Here is a 17,096-nt window from a genome sequence, read left to right as displayed (position 1 = left end):
CACTTATTTGGAAGTGATGTTTTTGTGTTCTTCTTAGGTAGACGTTCTAAAAAAGAGGACGATAACGAAAAATAATATATTGATAGTGTAAAAAGAAAATAATGGATGTTTTACTATGAAAAATATATAATGGCTTTGTCTGTTATTTGTTGTAGTTCATTTATATTTCTATTTGTTGACCCGAATTTCGGGTCTTTTTTTATGAAATGAATTGCTATATATCAGTAATTAGAAAAACAGAATATACAGCACTTGCAGTAATTCCAGGGGTAATATAAAGGGATATAGCATCTCCTCTTGCAACTGGGTTTCCAGTTGTAATACTAGTCCAAGTTACAGTAGCGGGACCTACTGCCGGAGTAGGATTAAATACTTGAATTTGTCCTGCTCCGCTATCCGTTGGTTTAATGGAAAATACCATAGTTCCGGTAATTTTGTCAGTAGTAGTTAAGGTAATAGTAGATAGGATGTAGCTAGAAGAAGGGGTTGTGAGGTTTGTTGGGACATTTCTGCAAATATTAATCGTATAAATAGCAGCAGGTAAATTATTTATATTTATAGACGCAGAAAAGCCGACAATACTACCGGCTCCAGCAGTGACATATGGAATAACATTGGAGTCAATTCCAGGAGAACCCGCTATACGTTGAAAACCAGCATTTGTTCCTTGAAAAACAATACTTTTTGCTGAAGCACTATCGGCAGATCCCGTAGGTCCAGTGTTCCCCGTAGGCCCAGTGATGCCGGTAGGCCCGGTACTACCGGTAGGTCCACTTTCTACTAATACGATATAATCTGGAGATATATTAGGAAACCCTTGAGGTGCATCTTTTTTTACAACATAGCCACTGCCCGTATAAGTGACAACTTGTCCTTTTTTATAGTTGGGAGCCGCTGCTAGACTAAAGGTGGTAGTACTTTGGAAACCAGCTCCGGAAGGTCCAGCATTACCCGTAGGTCCGGTGTTCCCCGTGGGTCCAGTGTTCCCCGTGGGTCCAGTGTTCCCCGTGGGTCCAGTGTTCCCCGTGGGTCCGGTGTTCCCCGTAGGTCCGGTGTTCCCCGTAGGTCCGGTGTTCCCCGTGGGTCCGGTGTTCCCCGTGGGTCCAGTGTTCCCCGTGGGTCCAGTATTTCCGTTAGAACCGCTGTTGCGTCTGCCATCGCAACTAAAAAAATTACGTGGGTACATATATGTTCTCCTTTCTATATTTTCAAAATCTAGTTTTTAAAATAGAACTAATATATATATTATGAATTCTATAATTTTGTGTGGCAGATCGTCTTTTGTGTCTAGATTTCAAAAGATAGCGGGAGGAGAATTAAGTAGTGTTAGAGCCACCATTTTTCCTGAGGAAGTAAAATAACATCCACATCAAAATTCTCTTTAAACCAATCATACATCAATGTCTCTTTCACTAAATATTCAGAGGCAGAGTGTGACACACCAATCAGAGACATATTCGTTTCTTTTACATAATCCATAATGAGCGAGTATTTATGTCTGCCGTAATCATTATCGATATGGCAATGGATTTCTCCTGTAATATATGCTTCAGCACCTTTTTCTTCTGCTTCCTTCATTAAAGATACGACATCGCCACATCCAGCGATAATTGCGATTTTTTTGATGGAATCATGTCGTTTACCTTCGAAGTCTGTGTAAGGAATCTGGAAGAGTTGTTTTAGATGTTTTTGGAGTGCTTCTGTTGATGTTTCATCTATTTCACAAATAAGGCCAACTGGTTCTTGTTCTGGACCTCCATATGCAAAGTCGTCCACTACAGTAGCGTTTAATGCTTTTGCAATTGAAATACTCGTTCCATGTGTTTGATGAAAATCCATTGGTACATGACATGTATATATAGAAAGTTGTTTTTCTTTTATTCCTTGCAAATATTTTTCAGGAATTGGTAAGAAACCGCGGCCTGATCTTCCAAGCGGATCACCGCACTCCATTACAAGGGGATGATGCATAAAGAGTAAATCACCGGGTGTGGATTGTGAAATGAATGTTTCAAGAACGTCATCTGTAGGGAATACAGCTAAAAATACTTTGTTTACATTTTCAGATCCGTGCATCATAAGGCCGTTAAATAAATCTACAAAATTTGCTTCGAAAAATTGTTGCCAAGGAAATTTGATAGGATCATATACGGCTGGGATAAATCGACTAAAGGCACTATCTTTTCCGTATTTTTCAATTTGGAATAAGTGATCGAGTGATTGCTCTATTTTTTTTAAGGCTGGCATGTTTTATAATCCTCCTTAAGATGATTCTTGCTTTATGAGTTGTTTGGATTCTTCGTAGCAAAATAAGAAGCGGATAGGAAACAAATAAAACCTAGAATCCAGCTAATAGAAGGAGAATAGGGAAGTACATGCTGTAATAGCATTCCGCTAGAAATGAAGAAACTACTAAATACACCTAATAACATGGGATATCGTTGTAGTTTGAACACAGATAGTAAACATCCTTTCTCCTGCATGAACTACTCATAAAAGCTCGATTGCTGAAACTTTATCACATACATTGTATATTAGTCTTAATTTTCTGTATATAACTTTTAAGAAAAATGATGATACAATATATGAATGATAAGAGAAGAGAGGATGAAGATTAACATATGTACGTTACTGTAACAGAAGCAGCATATAAAAAGATTATGGATACGATTCCAAGTGAAGCGAAATATATAAAGTTATTTTATGATAATGAAGGTTGCGGTTGTGTTATGAGCGGAATCGTCGATTTAGTAGCTGTAGCAGAGAAAGATGAGCGCGATGTGGATATTGAATCAAGCACAATGAATTTTATCGCTGATCGTACAAAGCTTGTATTTATGGACGATAAGTTAACGGTTGATTGGCATGAAGGTGGAGGAACTTTTCAGTTGAAGAGCCCAAGCCAGTTTTATAATCCAAATATGAAATTACACGTTCGAGTATAGTAAAGGTGAGTCCAAAATGTATTTTGGACTCACTTTTTTTATTTTATAAGTCGCTATTATTGTCGATAAGTCGATATATTGAAAAAATCGCTGATATAAATGGAGTTGCGCTGATATATTTGGGAAATCGCCGATATAAATGGAGTTGCGCCGATATAATTTCATTTACCAAAACGTTTCATATAATAAAAAGATTTTTTCACATAATGAAATGTACATGTGATTGAATTTTCTGTATAATCTTCTTTGCGGAGGGGATACGCATGAGAAGATGGGGAATTGAGTTATTAATTTTAAGTGTTGTTATTATTTGGGGGATTAACTATACAATTGCGAAGTATGGACTTTTAGAATTTACAGCAATTGAGTTTACTGCACTTCGTATGATGGCGGCGGCACCGCTTCTGTTACTCCTTACCTTTTGTATTGAAAAGTCGGTTTATATGGAGCGAACGGATATACCTAGATTAATTATCGTTAGCGTTGTAGGTATTGTACTGTATCAAACGTTATTTATGGAAACTGTCAAATATACATCCGCTACAAATGCCTCTTTACTCATTTCTATTTCACCTATTTTTACAACTGCATTTGCGATTTTCTTGAAACAAGAAAAGTTTTCTTCTCGAAAGTTAATCGGTTCTATGACTGCCTTTGTTGGTGCAGCCTTAGTTTTAGTAGCAGGACATTCACTTACTAGTTCTTTTTATGGCAATGGAATTGGACTTATTACATCAATATGCTGGGGGCTTTATCCTGTTTTAGCAGGACCATTAATTAAAAAATATTCAGCATTACGTGTTACTGCATGGTCTGCATTAGTGGGTGCGATTCCGCTATTATTGTTAAGTGGTCCACATGTGTTTGTCATGCCATTTCACATTACTCACGGAATGACACTATTTGCTTTACTATATTCTATTTTCTTTGTAACAGTATTTGGTCTAGTAATGTGGTATGTTGGTGTTCAAAAAATTGGGGCGTCACATACGATGGTATATATGTATATAACGCCGCTTGTAGCGGTTCTATTTGCAGCTGTCTGGGCAAATGAATATGTATCGTTTCAACAAATCATCGGTGGAATTATCATTTTTGTCGGTCTATGGTTTGTGAAATCGGAGAAAGTAAAAGTTCATTCTATTGCAGGGGAACCTATATCAAAATAGGAAAACAGATCACCTATGATCTGCTTTCCTATTTTTTTATTTTTGGTAAGAAGATGAGAAACAAGATAGCAGTAATAAGTGGAATTAAGTTTAAAAATGGAATACGGAAGAGTGTAATAAGAATAATACCTGGAAGAAGAACACCGAGGACAGCGTAAAAAATGCTATGATTTTTCGTGTACCAATACAATGAAAGTCCAATAAGTGCAGGGATAATGAGGTGAATGAGAGCCATTAAAAAATAAATCATTAGACGCCCCCTTTATTTGTGTGCTTATTACATCATATCCGTATGTTCATAGATTGATATCATTTTTTTCATAAATGGACGAAAAAAGTTTGAAAAACCGTCACAAAATATGAGAATATGATGTTTGAAATCTTGTATAATATTATTTTCTAAAAACATTTAAACAACATAAACATACTGTTTATGTTGTTTTTAATTTGAATGAAATGAATGTAAGGAATATGAATTTGAAAGAAATTTTTTGTTGGATAGATAAGAACTAATGAAGAGAGGTACAGCATGATTAGTATGTCACTAAGATCATTTAAAATCCAATCGTATTATATACTAGGTATTTTGTTACTAGGTTGGATGTTAACACCGTTTTCAGCACACTTTTTAGGCGCTGGAATTGGGCTTATTGTAAGTATGTATTGCGTTTGGCTTTTAGGCAGAAGAATTGAGAAGCTTGGAGATAGTATTGTAAAGAAGACGAAAGCACCGACACTCGGTATGTTTAACCGTTTTGCAGCTGCCATTTTGGGTGCTATTATTATGTACGAAATTGAGCACCACATGGTTATGTGGGCGTTTGCAGTAGGGATTATGGGTGGGTATTTCTTAATCGTTGTGAATTTAGGTTACTATAGCATGAAAGATGAGAAAGAACTAACAAAGAGCTAAAAAGATAAAAGACTTCTTTTTAGATGGAATAGATGATCCAGTCACGAATAGAAGCGGTCAGGGCCTTTTTTAGCCCCATACGATGTGAAACCCGAGAGATGTAGTGAGTAGGGATATAATGTATATATTCGAAGCTGTAATTTTATAATCTAGGTCACAGATGAAGAGATTAGCGTTTCACTTTATATAAGATATAGAAAGAAGCTTACGTTTTCACGTAAGCTTCTTTTTTATGTAAGTGTGTGTAACCGTTAAGCCGCATTGGGTTTTGTCGGTGAGTACGCGAAACTTTACGGTTACACGACACTTATTCATATGAGTAAAGGGTTATTCCAACAGAAAGTTTTAATTTAAGCGATTGGACCGCCTAAGTTAATAATGTCTTCAGATACGCTGTCGAACTTTTTGAAGTTAGCTTTGAATTCATTTGCAAGTTCGATTGCTTTTGCTTTGTAAGCAGCTTTATCAGCCCAAGTTTGTTCAGGCATTAACACTTCGTCAGGTACACCTGGTACGTGAAGTGGAACTTCAAGACCGAAGATATCATGTTTAGCTGTTTCAGTTTTTGCAAGTTCACCGTTTAATGCAGCTTGAATCATTGCACGAGTGTAACCTAAGTTCATACGTTTACCAACGCCGTATTCGCCACCAGTCCAGCCAGTGTTTACTAAGAATACTTTCGCATCGTGTTTCTCGATTTTTTCACCAAGCATTTCAGCATAGCGAGATGCATCAAGTGGTAAGAATGGTGAACCGAAGCAAGTTGAGAATGTAGCTTGCGGAGAAGTAACGCCGCGCTCTGTTCCTGCTAGTTTACTAGTGTAACCACTTAAGAAATGATACATAGCTTGCTCTTTTGATAACTTACTGATTGGAGGCAATACGCCAGATGCATCAGCAGTTAAGAAAATAATTGTATTTGGGTGTCCAGCAACACTTGGCAGTACGATATTGTCGATCGCATGCATAGGGTATGCAGCACGAGTATTTTCTGTTAAAGTAGTATCGTTGTAGTCGGCGATACGTGTTTGGTCATTAATGATAACGTTTTCTAAAACAGATCCAAATGTGATTGCATCGAAAATTTGTGGTTCTTTCTCGTGAGAAAGGTTTACACATTTCGCGTAGCAACCGCCTTCAATATTGAATACACCGTTATCAGACCAACCGTGCTCATCATCACCGATTAGTTTACGGTTTGGATCAGCAGATAATGTTGTTTTACCTGTTCCAGATAAACCGAAGAATAGTGCTACGTCGCCTTCTTCACCTACGTTTGCAGAGCAATGCATAGAAAGAATATCTTGTTCAGGTAATAAGAAGTTCATAATAGAGAAGATTGATTTTTTCATTTCTCCAGCGTATTCTGTACCACCAATTAGTACGATACGTTTTTCGAATGAAACCATAATGAATGCTTCAGAGTTTGTACCGTCAACAGCTGGATCAGCTTTGAAATTCGGTGCAGAAACAATTGTGAACTCTGATTCATGAGTTGTTAATTCTTCTTCAGTTGGACGAATGAATAATTGATGTACAAATAAATTGTGCCATGCATATTCGTTAATAACTTGAATTGGTAGGCGGTAATTGCGGTCAGCGCCTGCAAATCCTTTGAAGACGAATAACTCTTCTTTTTCTTTTAAGTATTCTAAAACTTTAGTATATAATTTATTAAAATGTTCTTCAGAAATCGGTTGGTTCACAGCTCCCCAAGCAATTTTGTCAGCAACCGATGCTTCTTTCACAATAAATTTATCTTTAGGAGAACGTCCTGTATATTTTCCAGTTGAAGCAGAAACGGCACCAGTAGAAGTTAATTTCCCTTCATTTCGCATTAATACTTTTTCCACTAATTGCGGAACACTTAGTTGAATCTGTGCATTGCTTCCGTTCAATAATTCGTGTAAACCAATTTGGACATTCACAGTACTCATATTTATATACCATCCTTTTCATTTAATGAAATATTTCTCGTAATCCCCAACAAGAGTATAACACAATTATATAAATAATGTATACTATTTATTTCTTTTTGTTTGTGTGAATGCATTATTTCCCTATTAATATTTCATTTCAGGCGTATTGAGAAAAACTTTCAGGAAAATGTGAATATTAATTGACAAATGAATATCATTTCTTTAGTATAGGTTGGGACGGATACTCTCTTATCCCGAGCTGGCGGAGGGACAGGCCCGATGAAGCCCAGCAACCTCACTTGTAGTGGTAAATACAGGTGAATAGGTGCTAAAACCTGTGCGAGGCTACAGGTCTCGAACGATAAGAGCGAAGGGCAAAAAGCAGTATGCAAGTAGCAAATTAAACCTTTCCTCTATGTAAAGTAGGAAAGGTTTTTCTGTATGCTTGTGTGGGAGAATAAATGTATGTCGCAGTTTGTGGCAAATTAAGGATGAGTTCCGTACAATATATACAATTACTGTAGGGAGGTTTACCACATGACAAAAAAACGTCATCTGTTCACATCTGAGTCTGTAACTGAAGGACATCCAGATAAAATTTGTGACCAAATTTCTGATTCAATTTTAGATGCGATCTTATCAAAAGACGCAAATGCACGTGTAGCTTGTGAAACAACTGTAACAACTGGTTTAGTATTGGTAGCGGGGGAAATTACGACTTCTACTTACGTAGATATTCCAAAAATCGTTCGTGAAACAATTCAAGGCATTGGTTACACACGCGCAAAATACGGATTCGATGCAGAAACTTGTGCAGTTTTAACATCTATCGATGAGCAATCTGCTGACATCGCTATGGGTGTTGACCAAGCGCTAGAAGCACGCGAAGGTCAAATGACTGACGCTGAGATTGAGGCAATTGGTGCAGGAGACCAAGGTTTAATGTTTGGTTTCGCATGTAATGAAACACAAGAGTTAATGCCACTTCCAATCTCGCTTGCTCACAAATTAGCTCGCCGTTTAACTGAAGTACGTAAAGATGATACATTATCATACTTACGTCCGGATGGAAAAACGCAAGTTACAGTTGAGTATGATGAAAATGGTAAACCAGTACGTGTTGATACTATCGTAATTTCTACACAACATCACCCAGATGTTACATGGGAAGAAATCGATCGCGACTTAAAAGAGCACGTAATTAAAGCTGTAGTACCAGCAGAATTAATGGATGGAGAAACGAAATTCTTCATTAATCCAACTGGCCGCTTCGTAATTGGTGGACCACAAGGTGATGCTGGTTTAACAGGACGTAAAATCATCGTTGATACTTACGGTGGATACGCTCGCCACGGTGGCGGTGCATTCTCTGGTAAAGATGCAACGAAAGTTGACCGTTCTGCAGCATATGCAGCTCGTTATGTTGCGAAAAACATCGTAGCAGCTGGTCTTGCTGAAAAAGCAGAAGTACAACTTGCATACGCAATCGGTGTAGCACAACCAGTATCAATTTCAGTTGATACATTCGGCACTGGTAAAGTATCTGAAGACGTACTAGTAGAGCTAGTTCGTAACAACTTCGATCTTCGCCCAGCTGGTATTATTAAAATGCTAGACTTACGTCGCCCAATTTACAAACAAACAGCAGCTTACGGCCACTTCGGACGTACTGATGTAGATCTATCATGGGAACGTACAGACAAAGCAGCAGCTTTAAAAGAGCAAGCTGGTCTATAATATATGAAAAAAAGCTTTGCGCGGTGAGCGCAAAGCTTTTTTTATTTATAATTACGTTGGAATAAAGCGAAGAGTTCAATGTCATGCCAATTGCCATTGCGGAATATAGCTTCTTTACAAGTTCCTTCATGTTGAAAACCGAGTGATTTATATAATTTAATTGCTCTATCGTTAAAAGAAAATACTCGTAAAGAAAGGCGATGTAAATTTAATTCTAAAAATGCATAATCCAATAATAAGGTGAAAGCTTCCTTCCCATAACCTTGCCCCCAGTAATCCTTGTTACCAATATCAATAATACATTCAGCGTTTCGGTTATACGAATCAATATGAATTAAAGAAGTAATACCAATTGAAAGATGCGTAGATTTTTCTTCAATGATATAGCTCTTAGAGTCCGAAGAATGAATAAATTGCTGGCAAAGTTTTTCTGTGTCTTGAAGGGAATATTTATCAAGAGTGAGCGTAGTTGAACTCATAACGTCTATATCATTATGCCATTTATAATATGTTAGAATATCATCTTCGGAAAACTTTCGTAACTGGATACGGTTTGATTCAAACAATGTAAGTCCTCCTTTTGTATTTCCTTTTCACATGATTTACAAAGGATTGATTTCTTCTGGAACATATGTAATCAACCTTTCATTTGACGTGCTTTACCTGCGCAAAAGGCACTACTTAGTAAAAATAGTGTCGCGAATATAATGCTTACTAATGTAGCGTATGGAATTGCGCCTTTTAAGGAAAAGCCGACAGTGATTGAAGCGATGAATAAGAGGATAAATGTTGTTGTTAATTTTTTATAAAGTTCCATACTATGTAGACCTCCAATTTATTTTTTAGTACAAGTTTTAAAATTGAATTCTATTATGTAGAAAATATAAAGAGTAGCTAAAGATATGTAGTCTAGGAGTATAAGAAAGGGCACTTTCCTTTTTGTGGGTTAGTATACTTATATTGTATCATGGCGCATGATTGGCTTCATACATAATTGTGTAAAGGTATGTATGATAAAATGAAGAAAAGTCTTTAAGAAAGGAAAGATAAAAAATGAGTGTAACTGAACATAAAAAACAAGCTCCAAAAGAAGTGCGTTGCAAGATCGTGACGATTTCCGATACACGTACGGAAGAAACAGATAAGAGCGGACAACTATTACATGAATTGTTAAAAGAAGCGGGACATAAAGTAACTTCTTATGAAATTGTAAAAGATGATAAAGAAAGTATTCAGCAAGCAGTGTTAGCTGGTTATCATAAGGAAGATGTAGATGTTGTATTAACAAATGGCGGTACTGGTATTACGAAACGCGATGTCACAATTGAAGCAGTATCAGCGTTATTAGATAAAGAAATTGTTGGATTTGGTGAGCTGTTCCGTATGATTAGTTATTTAGAAGATATCGGAAGCAGCGCAATGTTAAGTAGAGCGATTGGTGGTACAATTGGGCGCAAAGTAGTCTTCTCGATGCCAGGGTCTAGCGGAGCGGTTCGCCTTGCGATGAATAAATTAATTTTACCGGAATTAGGTCATATTACATTTGAGCTGCATCGCCAATGAGTAAGTATGCTGGAATTGTATTAGCAGGTGGTATGTCGAGTAGATTCGGTGAGCCGAAAGCGTTAGCAATTTGGAAGGGAACTACTTTTGTTGAGCATATTGTGAAAGTGATGGGAAATACTTTGCAAGACATTGTAGTAATTAGCCATACTGATATAAAAGAGCGAGTAGAGCAATTCGTACAAGTACCTGTTATAGAAGACATTCCGCACTATAAAGGGAATGGACCGCTGGCCGGCATTGTATCAGGAATGGAATACATAGAAGCAGATTGGTACGCTATTATGCCTTGCGATGCACCAAACGTGTCGCATGAATGGTTTACCATTTTACTAGAGCAAACGAACAATGAATATGATGCGGTTGTACCTATTATTAATGGAAGAAAACAACCGCTACTTGCGGCGTATCATAACCGCGTGAAAGAAAAGATTTATGCTTTACTTCAGGAAGAAAAAAGAAGTATGGGGCAGCTTTTATCACAATGTAATGTGAAGTATGTTTCTGGAGAAGATGTACAAGCGAATGCGGATTGGTTTATAAATGTAAATACGAAAGAAGAATATGTGCAGGCTCAAAAAGACCTTTCAAATGAATGAAAGGTTTTTTTGATATACAGAATTGGGGAACAATTGCTGTATAAAGGTATGTGAGTAAGTTGATTTTAAGGGGAATTCTTAAAATCATTATACAGTTAAAATACTGTATAACCATATATTAATTTTTATGGGTTTTTATTACAAGTCTGTTTAGTTATGTTTATTTTTGATATAATTAATATAGAAATAAAACAATGCTTAACCTTATGTATCATTTATTAAACTAAAATTTATGACCATGTAATAAACTCCCTTCGTTTTTTTGAAGGGAGTTTTTCTATTTAAGCAAGCAACTCTGATGCGTTATGCTGAAGGACTTCTTCATATTGGTTAAGCAAGCCACGAAAGATCTCATCCCAGCTCTTTGATTTCGCAAAAGAGGAAGCTGCTATTCCCATCTGCTCAAGTTTTTCTTCATTTTGTAATAAAAAATAAATGGATGATAGAAATGCATCTTCATTTTTAGGCGGACAAAGAACTCCCGTTTTTCCATCTGTAATAATATTTTTAACCCCGCCACTATTTGCACCAATAACAGGTGTACCGCATGCGAGTGATTCAAGTACGACATTTCCGAATGTTTCAGTAGCTGATGGAAATACCATTATGTTAGAACAAGCATATGCTTCAGCTAAATCTGCACTTTGTAAATAGCCAGTAAAAGTGATATTTGTTTTCGGAACAGCTTCACGTAAACTTGTTGCTAGAGGACCGTCTCCTGCTATAAGCCAATGAATGTCGCTTCGAGTATGTGCTGATTTAACGATAAGATTTTGCAACGTATCAATATCTTTCTCAGGAGCAATTCGTCCAACGTAGGAAAGGACGTACTTCGCTGTAATATTATATTTTTTTCGGAATAGGTCTGTATTGTAAGCTGGATGAAAGAGTGTGCAATCTACACCACGTCCCCATATAGAGAGGGTCTGAAAGCCTTTATGTTTTAATTGATGTAATGTTTCAAAGGAAGGTACAAAATTTTTTTGCATATGACTATGAAACCATTTTAAATAGTTCCAAAGCATATTGGAGAGGAATTCGATTTTGTAATAACGTAAATAGGCATCGAAATCAGTATGATAAGAACCGACAACTGGGATGTTTAACTTTTTTGCATAATACAATCCACAAAGTCCCATGTTGAAAGGTGTGGCAATGTGAATAATGTCAGGTTTAAAGGAAAGTAGTTCCCGTTTAATACGTGGAGTAGGAAAAGAAAAACGACATTCTGGATATAATATTGTTAACGGGATACTTCTCATCTTATTCACATTCGCTACAAAATTATCTTCAGCTGTATGCTGAGGGGCGAAAACAGAATAGGCGATCTGTTCTTTCTGAAAATATCGTGTTAATCGCTCTAACGTTTTCGCAACCCCGTTAACTTGTGGCGTAAAAGTATCGGTAAAAATGGCGACTCTCATCATATCACTCCTTTATGTGAAAAGTGGGATGAATTGATAAAAAGAGATGATGCCAGAGCAAGTGCCAAGGCACATACCGACGAATACATCTGACGGATAGTGAAGTCCTAAATAAATACGTGAAATACCTACGCATAATGCTAACGGTAATAGGAAAGCAAGTAAGCTTGGATTATAGCAAATAAATGGAATGAAGACAGAGAAAACGGCTGTTGTATGACCAGACGGGAAAGAGTGGTCTTTTAATGGATGGACTGGATATTTTGCATCCTGAATTGTTAAATAAGGACGTTTTCGTGGATAACATCTTTTTAATATTTGTACAGGAATATGGCTTATTGCTAAAGAAATAGCAGTTGCAATTGCTGCTTGATGTAAAGTACCTTTTGCAAAAATTAAAAAGAAAAGTGTGAGTGCGATGGAGAAAGTCGCGCCACCGATATGAGTAATATTGCTGAAAAAGATATTTAATGTTTTTTGATCAAAGTAGCGATTAATTCCTTTGAAAATGTAACATTCTATTTTATATAATCCACTGACCTTCATGAAAATTCTCCTCCCTCGTTTACATATATATGGAGATATTAGCTTTTATTTTAATAAGATTTTGTTGAGGGAGTAATAATGTTTTGTAAAGAAAAAGTTAGATTTTATATAAAAAAAGCTGCCAATCTTATGGCAGCGGAAATTTACTTCTGTAATGATTTATAATATTGACCTTTTTCAACGTATTGCGTGCGAATACGCTCCATATCTTTACGGTCTTCTGCTGTTAATTCACGAATGACTTTCGCGGGACGACCGAAAGCTAACGTGTTTGGTGGAATTTTCTTTCCTTGTGAAACGAGGCTTCCAGCGCCGATAAAAGCTCCTTCGCCAATTTCAGCACCATCTAATATAATGGATCCCATTCCAATTAAAGCATCTTTTTTAATATGACAACTATGTAAAATAACTTGATGCCCAACTGTAACATCATCTTCTAAGATAAGAGGATACTGAGGGCTTTGGTGGAGTGTACATTGGTCTTGTACATTTACTCGGTCTCCAATGATCGTTGGTGACACATCACCACGGATGACTGTATTAAACCAAATACTTGATTCCTCGCCAACGTAAACATCGCCTGTAATCGTAACATAGTCAGCGATAAAAGCACTACTCGCAATTTTCGGTTTTTTTTCTTTGTAAGGATATATCATGTAAAGTCTTCCTTTCCTAGAGACTAGTTTTAGTGTATCAAATTATGAGAAAGAGTGAAATGGAGGAGAGCCGTATGTGGAATTATGAAGCGGAGGAAGCAAAGGCTGTCATTGTTATTGTGCACGGCGCAATGGAATATCACGGACGTTACGAAGCCGTTGCGGAAATGTGGAATCATATCGGCTACCACGTCGTGATGGGGGATCTTCCGTCACATGGAACGACTTCAAGAAATAGAGGACATATTGATTCATTTGATGAATACATAGAGGAAGTTAAACTATGGGTGAAAGAAGCAAGAAAGTATAGGTTACCTATTTTTCTATTCGGTCATAGTATGGGTGGTCTTATTGTCATTCGTATGATGCAAGAAACGAAGAGAGAAGATGTAGAGGGTATTATTTTGAGTTCGCCTTGTTTAGGGGTAGTGACTGGACCCTCTGCTCCGCTTCAATTTGCTTCAAAAATATTAAATGTTGTGGCTCCAAAATTGCAATTTGCAACGAATCTTACGGTGGAAATGTCAACACGTAACCACGAAGTGAGAGATGCAATGGAGAATGATTCTTTGTTCTTGCGCAAAGTATCAGTACGTTGGTATAGTGAATTGATTAAGTCTATCGAAATCGCTCATAAAAAAATAGATGATTTTCCAGATGTTCCGCTCTTGCTAATGCAAGCTTGTGAGGATAAACTTGTAGATAAAACACGTGTCCGCACTTGGTTTGATAATGTTAAAATAAGTGATAAGGCTTTTAAAGAATGGCCGAATTGTTATCACGAGTTATTAAATGAGTATGAGCGTGATGAAATTTTGAGTTATATTCAGTCATTTACTGAAATGCATGTCAATAATATAGTAAAAACAAACAAATAAATCATTATTTGTACATTTAATAGAGGAGATGAAGGAAGAAGTGAACGTACCGAGTAATCCCATAACGCTCATGGCGAAAGTATACCGTGATGTGTTTCCGGTTGTACACCATGAGCTAGCGATGTGGAAAGAGCGTGCCTACCATATTCCGAATGATGAGCTTCATAGTCAGGCAATCGCAAGTATTGAGCATAAAACGTTTCATTGTGAGGGCGGTGGCATTTTAGCTCTGCTAGCAAATGAACACCGAGAAGAATGTATTCGTTTTATCGTAGCGTATCAAACGATCAGCGACTATTTAGATAATTTATGTGATCGCAGTACATCACTTGATCCAAATGATTTTGCCGCACTGCATGAATCGATGTTAATGGCATTATCACCTGAAGTAGAAGGTGGCGGTAATTATTATCGTTATCGTGATGATCAAGATGATGGTGGTTATTTAGATGAACTTGTTGAAACATGCCAAGATGTTTTAAAGAAAACGAAGCACTATGACAAAATTGCTCCTGTTCTTCATGAACTTGCTTGTTATTATTGTGATTTGCAAATTCATAAACACGTGAAATTAGAAGAAAGAGAGCCGCGCCTGAAAAATTGGTTTGAAGCACATAAAGAAAACTTACCTGAGATGAGTTGGTTTGAATTTTCAGCATGTGCCGGTTCTACACTTGGAATTTTCTGTCTTATAGCATATGCATTTCATGATGAATTACATGATGAAGATATTGCGAAAATTAGACAAGGGTACTTCCCTTACGTACAAGGACTTCATATCTTACTTGATTATTTCATTGATCAAGAAGAAGACCGCGCCGGCGGGGATTTGAATTTCTGTAGTTATTATGAAAACGAGCAAGCAATATTAGATCGTATGAAACACTTTGTAGAAGAAGCAGAGAAGAGCATTGGTGATTTGCCTCATGCGAAGTTTCATCGCCTTATAAGCCGAGGGTTACTTGGTATTTATTTATCAGATCAAAAAGTATCAGCACAAAAGAATATGCACAAAATGGCACGGCGCATTGTAAAGTACGGAGGCCTCACTTCACGATTCTTCTATTGGAACGGGAAGATGTACCGAAAGAAAACAGCGCAGTGATGAAGAAAACCACTCATGTAGAGTGGTTTTTTGTTATAATATGGTAAAGGTGGTGGTGGAAATGAAGCGATTGTTTCAAAAGCTATATGACAATATTGAAGTAACATTACTTGTGCTACTTTCCATTTCATTTGTAACTGGAATGTATATGATGATGAATAAAACCGGCGGTCCTACAACGATGGATTATGTAGCTCAAATTATCATTGCATTGATTATTATAGTAGATATTGTTTTTTTAATAAGTGGTAGAAAAAAAGAGAACAGTAAATAAAAAGCATTTGTACACGATGGTACAAATGCTTTTTCATTATGATCGTATTTTTAAAAATACATATATGAGAAGTTCAATTGCAAAAATAACTAAAACAGATAGTCCAAATAAAGGCATGACAGCGCCTAGTATCACCATCATGATAAAGAAAACGAATATACTTTTCTTATCTCTTTGTTTTGGAGGTGCTGCTAATTTTCCTTTCGGCTTTCTTGCTAACCACATTTTTATTCCGTAATAAATGAGAAGTAGTAGAGATAATGTCGTTAGTAAGCATAATATTTTATTTGGCCATCCGAATAAATGTCCTTCATGAAGCGGGATACCGTAAGTGAACCATTGTGCAAGTAATCCATAATCACGATAGTCCGTTTTTGAAATGAGCTCCCCGCTATATTGGTCAAAGTAAGCTGTTATCTCTTCATTTGGTGCAACATGCATACCTGTAATACCAGAACCGCTCGATTTCGAAACAGTGAATACACCTTTCGGATCAGCTGGTAGTGAAATAACATATGGCTTCTTTATTTCAATTCCTTTTTGTAATTCATCGACAGAAATTGCTTTCGGTTCATTTGAATTTGATTCAGGCGGAGCTTCTTTTCTTGTTGCCCACGGCAATTCTTTTACCTTTGATTCAGGCGGAGCCATGTACAATTTTGGATATCCGAGTGATTCATTTGACGATGCGATTTTATAAATTTGGTTCCCCATAAATCCTGACCATGGCAATCCAGATGCGACTAGCAGAAAGAGAGGAATTGTAAATATAATACCGATAATAGAATGACGTCTTTTTGCTTTTTCTCGCTTATTGGATGATGGTGTGTTTTTGAATTGTCGTATACTCATGTACAATCCGGTTACGATTAAAAAGATTGTCCAGCATGCCGCGAGTTCTACAGTATAGTTTACGACAGTGCCACCAACTAAAAGAGAACTATGTAATTCCCTCATTATATTGGCAAATGTTTCACTTGCGTTTTGATCCCCAACAATTTGATTATTACTATCTAAATACACATATTTTTGTTGCCCAGTATACTCATTTGCAATTGTAAGTCTCGTATTATAATCCCCATTAAACTCACTAATTTTCGCCACGCTATAATGTGGATATTTTTTCTCTGTTAAGGAAATAGAATCAGACATCGAAATAGATTCTGTTTGAGCACTCTTCCCAAAATATAAATCTTTATAGATGAAATCTTCAACTTCCTCCCGAAATAAATACCCAATTCCGCTCAGTGACAACGTAATAAGAAGCGGCGTAATAAAAAGCCCAGCATAAAAATGCCAACGCCAAAAAATGTAATGAAGCGAACGATTTACTTTCATACTTTCAGTTCCCCTAACCTTCCCTATATG

At 36.8% G+C, this 17,096-nt stretch carries 20 protein-coding genes and 1 riboswitch; of the genes, 9 read left to right on the top strand and 11 right to left on the bottom strand.

Going from position 1 to position 17,096, the window contains the following annotated elements:
- Window positions 1-214: 214 nt before the first annotated feature.
- From DN401_RS07290 to DN401_RS29750, 3 genes are all read right to left on the bottom strand, one after another.
- The gene (locus DN401_RS07290) at window positions 215-1,186 is read right to left on the bottom strand and encodes a collagen-like domain-containing protein (RefSeq protein ID WP_149287643.1); all 972 of its coding nucleotides are present in this window, start codon (window positions 1,184-1,186) and stop codon (window positions 215-217) included.
- A 140-nt stretch (window positions 1,187-1,326) separates the two neighbouring features.
- Window positions 1,327-2,247 carry a Nif3-like dinuclear metal center hexameric protein gene (locus DN401_RS07285; protein WP_001111125.1) on the bottom strand — a complete coding sequence of 307 codons (921 nt, stop codon included), beginning with the start codon at window positions 2,245-2,247 and terminating at the stop codon, window positions 1,327-1,329.
- A 32-nt stretch (window positions 2,248-2,279) separates the two neighbouring features.
- Window positions 2,280-2,456, bottom strand: coding sequence for a hypothetical protein (locus tag DN401_RS29750; RefSeq protein ID WP_168732375.1), 177 nt, complete (start codon window positions 2,454-2,456; stop codon window positions 2,280-2,282).
- Between the two features lie 165 nt (window positions 2,457-2,621).
- Between DN401_RS29750 and DN401_RS07280 the strand changes: the two genes are divergently transcribed.
- Window positions 2,622-2,945: an iron-sulfur cluster biosynthesis family protein gene (locus tag DN401_RS07280; RefSeq protein WP_098955556.1), complete on the top strand. Its 324-nt coding sequence runs from the start codon at window positions 2,622-2,624 to the stop codon at window positions 2,943-2,945.
- Between the two features lie 263 nt (window positions 2,946-3,208).
- Complete coding sequence (locus DN401_RS07270) at window positions 3,209-4,114, top strand: DMT family transporter (RefSeq protein WP_001255411.1); 906 nt, start codon at window positions 3,209-3,211, stop codon at window positions 4,112-4,114.
- 28 nt (window positions 4,115-4,142) lie between these two features.
- On the opposite strand, the gene DN401_RS07265 is transcribed toward DN401_RS07270, so the two are convergent.
- A complete protein-coding gene (locus DN401_RS07265; RefSeq protein ID WP_000639042.1) occupies window positions 4,143-4,364 on the bottom strand; it encodes a hypothetical protein in 222 nt (73 codons plus the stop codon).
- Window positions 4,365-4,643: 279 nt separating this feature from the next.
- Here DN401_RS07265 and DN401_RS07260 point away from each other — a divergent pair, with 279 nt between their 5' ends.
- Window positions 4,644-5,027 carry an ATP synthase subunit I gene (locus DN401_RS07260; RefSeq protein ID WP_000624926.1) on the top strand — a complete coding sequence of 128 codons (384 nt, stop codon included), beginning with the start codon at window positions 4,644-4,646 and terminating at the stop codon, window positions 5,025-5,027.
- Between the two features lie 350 nt (window positions 5,028-5,377).
- On the opposite strand, the gene pckA is transcribed toward DN401_RS07260, so the two are convergent.
- Window positions 5,378-6,964: a phosphoenolpyruvate carboxykinase (ATP) gene (pckA, locus tag DN401_RS07255; RefSeq protein WP_000108802.1), complete on the bottom strand. Its 1,587-nt coding sequence runs from the start codon at window positions 6,962-6,964 to the stop codon at window positions 5,378-5,380.
- 228 nt (window positions 6,965-7,192) lie between these two features.
- Window positions 7,193-7,314: riboswitch (SAM riboswitch) on the top strand.
- Between the two features lie 169 nt (window positions 7,315-7,483).
- On the opposite strand from pckA, the gene metK reads away from it, so the two are divergent.
- Window positions 7,484-8,683, top strand: a complete 1,200-nt coding sequence (gene metK / locus DN401_RS07250) for a methionine adenosyltransferase (RefSeq protein ID WP_000163123.1) — start codon at window positions 7,484-7,486, stop codon at window positions 8,681-8,683.
- Window positions 8,684-8,724: 41 nt separating this feature from the next.
- On the opposite strand, the gene DN401_RS07245 is transcribed toward metK, so the two are convergent.
- Entirely contained in the window at window positions 8,725-9,249 is a 525-nt protein-coding gene (locus DN401_RS07245; protein ID WP_000464126.1) for a GNAT family N-acetyltransferase, read from the bottom strand.
- A gap of 71 nt (window positions 9,250-9,320) precedes the next feature.
- Window positions 9,321-9,500, bottom strand: coding sequence for a hypothetical protein (locus DN401_RS07240; protein ID WP_000424797.1), 180 nt, complete (start codon window positions 9,498-9,500; stop codon window positions 9,321-9,323).
- 236 nt (window positions 9,501-9,736) lie between these two features.
- On the opposite strand from DN401_RS07240, the gene DN401_RS07235 reads away from it, so the two are divergent.
- Together DN401_RS07235 and DN401_RS07230 are read left to right on the top strand one after the other, a co-directional pair.
- Window positions 9,737-10,246 (top strand): MogA/MoaB family molybdenum cofactor biosynthesis protein, encoded by a 510-nt coding sequence (locus DN401_RS07235; protein WP_000117124.1) that lies wholly within the window; start codon window positions 9,737-9,739, stop codon window positions 10,244-10,246.
- A complete protein-coding gene (locus tag DN401_RS07230; protein ID WP_000049596.1) occupies window positions 10,243-10,845 on the top strand; it encodes a molybdenum cofactor guanylyltransferase in 603 nt (200 codons plus the stop codon). Before DN401_RS07235 ends, DN401_RS07230 begins: the two co-directional genes overlap by 4 nt.
- 281 nt (window positions 10,846-11,126) lie before the next feature.
- Here the strand turns inward: DN401_RS07230 and DN401_RS07225 are convergent, their stop codons facing one another.
- The 3 genes from DN401_RS07225 to DN401_RS07215 form a co-directional block, all read right to left on the bottom strand.
- Window positions 11,127-12,269: a glycosyltransferase family 4 protein gene (locus tag DN401_RS07225; RefSeq protein WP_001261641.1), complete on the bottom strand. Its 1,143-nt coding sequence runs from the start codon at window positions 12,267-12,269 to the stop codon at window positions 11,127-11,129.
- A 12-nt stretch (window positions 12,270-12,281) separates the two neighbouring features.
- Window positions 12,282-12,815 (bottom strand): phosphatase PAP2 family protein, encoded by a 534-nt coding sequence (locus DN401_RS07220; RefSeq protein WP_000868579.1) that lies wholly within the window; start codon window positions 12,813-12,815, stop codon window positions 12,282-12,284.
- A gap of 143 nt (window positions 12,816-12,958) precedes the next feature.
- Window positions 12,959-13,471 carry a gamma carbonic anhydrase gene (locus DN401_RS07215; protein WP_000640188.1) on the bottom strand — a complete coding sequence of 171 codons (513 nt, stop codon included), beginning with the start codon at window positions 13,469-13,471 and terminating at the stop codon, window positions 12,959-12,961.
- A 74-nt stretch (window positions 13,472-13,545) separates the two neighbouring features.
- On the opposite strand from DN401_RS07215, the gene DN401_RS07210 reads away from it, so the two are divergent.
- Genes DN401_RS07210 through DN401_RS07200 form a run of 3 tightly spaced genes read left to right on the top strand, consistent with a single transcriptional unit; the run spans window position 13,546 to window position 15,728 of the window.
- Window positions 13,546-14,349, top strand: coding sequence for an alpha/beta hydrolase (locus tag DN401_RS07210; RefSeq protein WP_000267421.1), 804 nt, complete (start codon window positions 13,546-13,548; stop codon window positions 14,347-14,349).
- A 40-nt stretch (window positions 14,350-14,389) separates the two neighbouring features.
- On the top strand, window positions 14,390-15,454 hold the full coding sequence (locus DN401_RS07205; protein ID WP_121868480.1) for a tetraprenyl-beta-curcumene synthase family protein: 1,065 nt from the start codon (window positions 14,390-14,392) through the stop codon (window positions 15,452-15,454).
- A 40-nt stretch (window positions 15,455-15,494) separates the two neighbouring features.
- The gene (locus DN401_RS07200; protein ID WP_118961730.1) at window positions 15,495-15,728 is read left to right on the top strand and encodes a hypothetical protein; all 234 of its coding nucleotides are present in this window, start codon (window positions 15,495-15,497) and stop codon (window positions 15,726-15,728) included.
- 36 nt (window positions 15,729-15,764) lie between these two features.
- On the opposite strand, the gene DN401_RS07195 is transcribed toward DN401_RS07200, so the two are convergent.
- Window positions 15,765-17,066 carry a PepSY-associated TM helix domain-containing protein gene (locus tag DN401_RS07195; RefSeq protein ID WP_048538442.1) on the bottom strand — a complete coding sequence of 434 codons (1,302 nt, stop codon included), beginning with the start codon at window positions 17,064-17,066 and terminating at the stop codon, window positions 15,765-15,767.
- Window positions 17,067-17,096: the final 30 nt, after the last annotated feature.

The sequence above is a fragment of the Bacillus sp. BF2-3 genome, from assembly GCF_008368795.1.
Classification (GTDB): Bacteria; Bacillota; Bacilli; order Bacillales; family Bacillaceae_G; genus Bacillus_A; species Bacillus_A cereus.
This window is presented reverse-complemented; position numbering and strand designations above follow the sequence as displayed.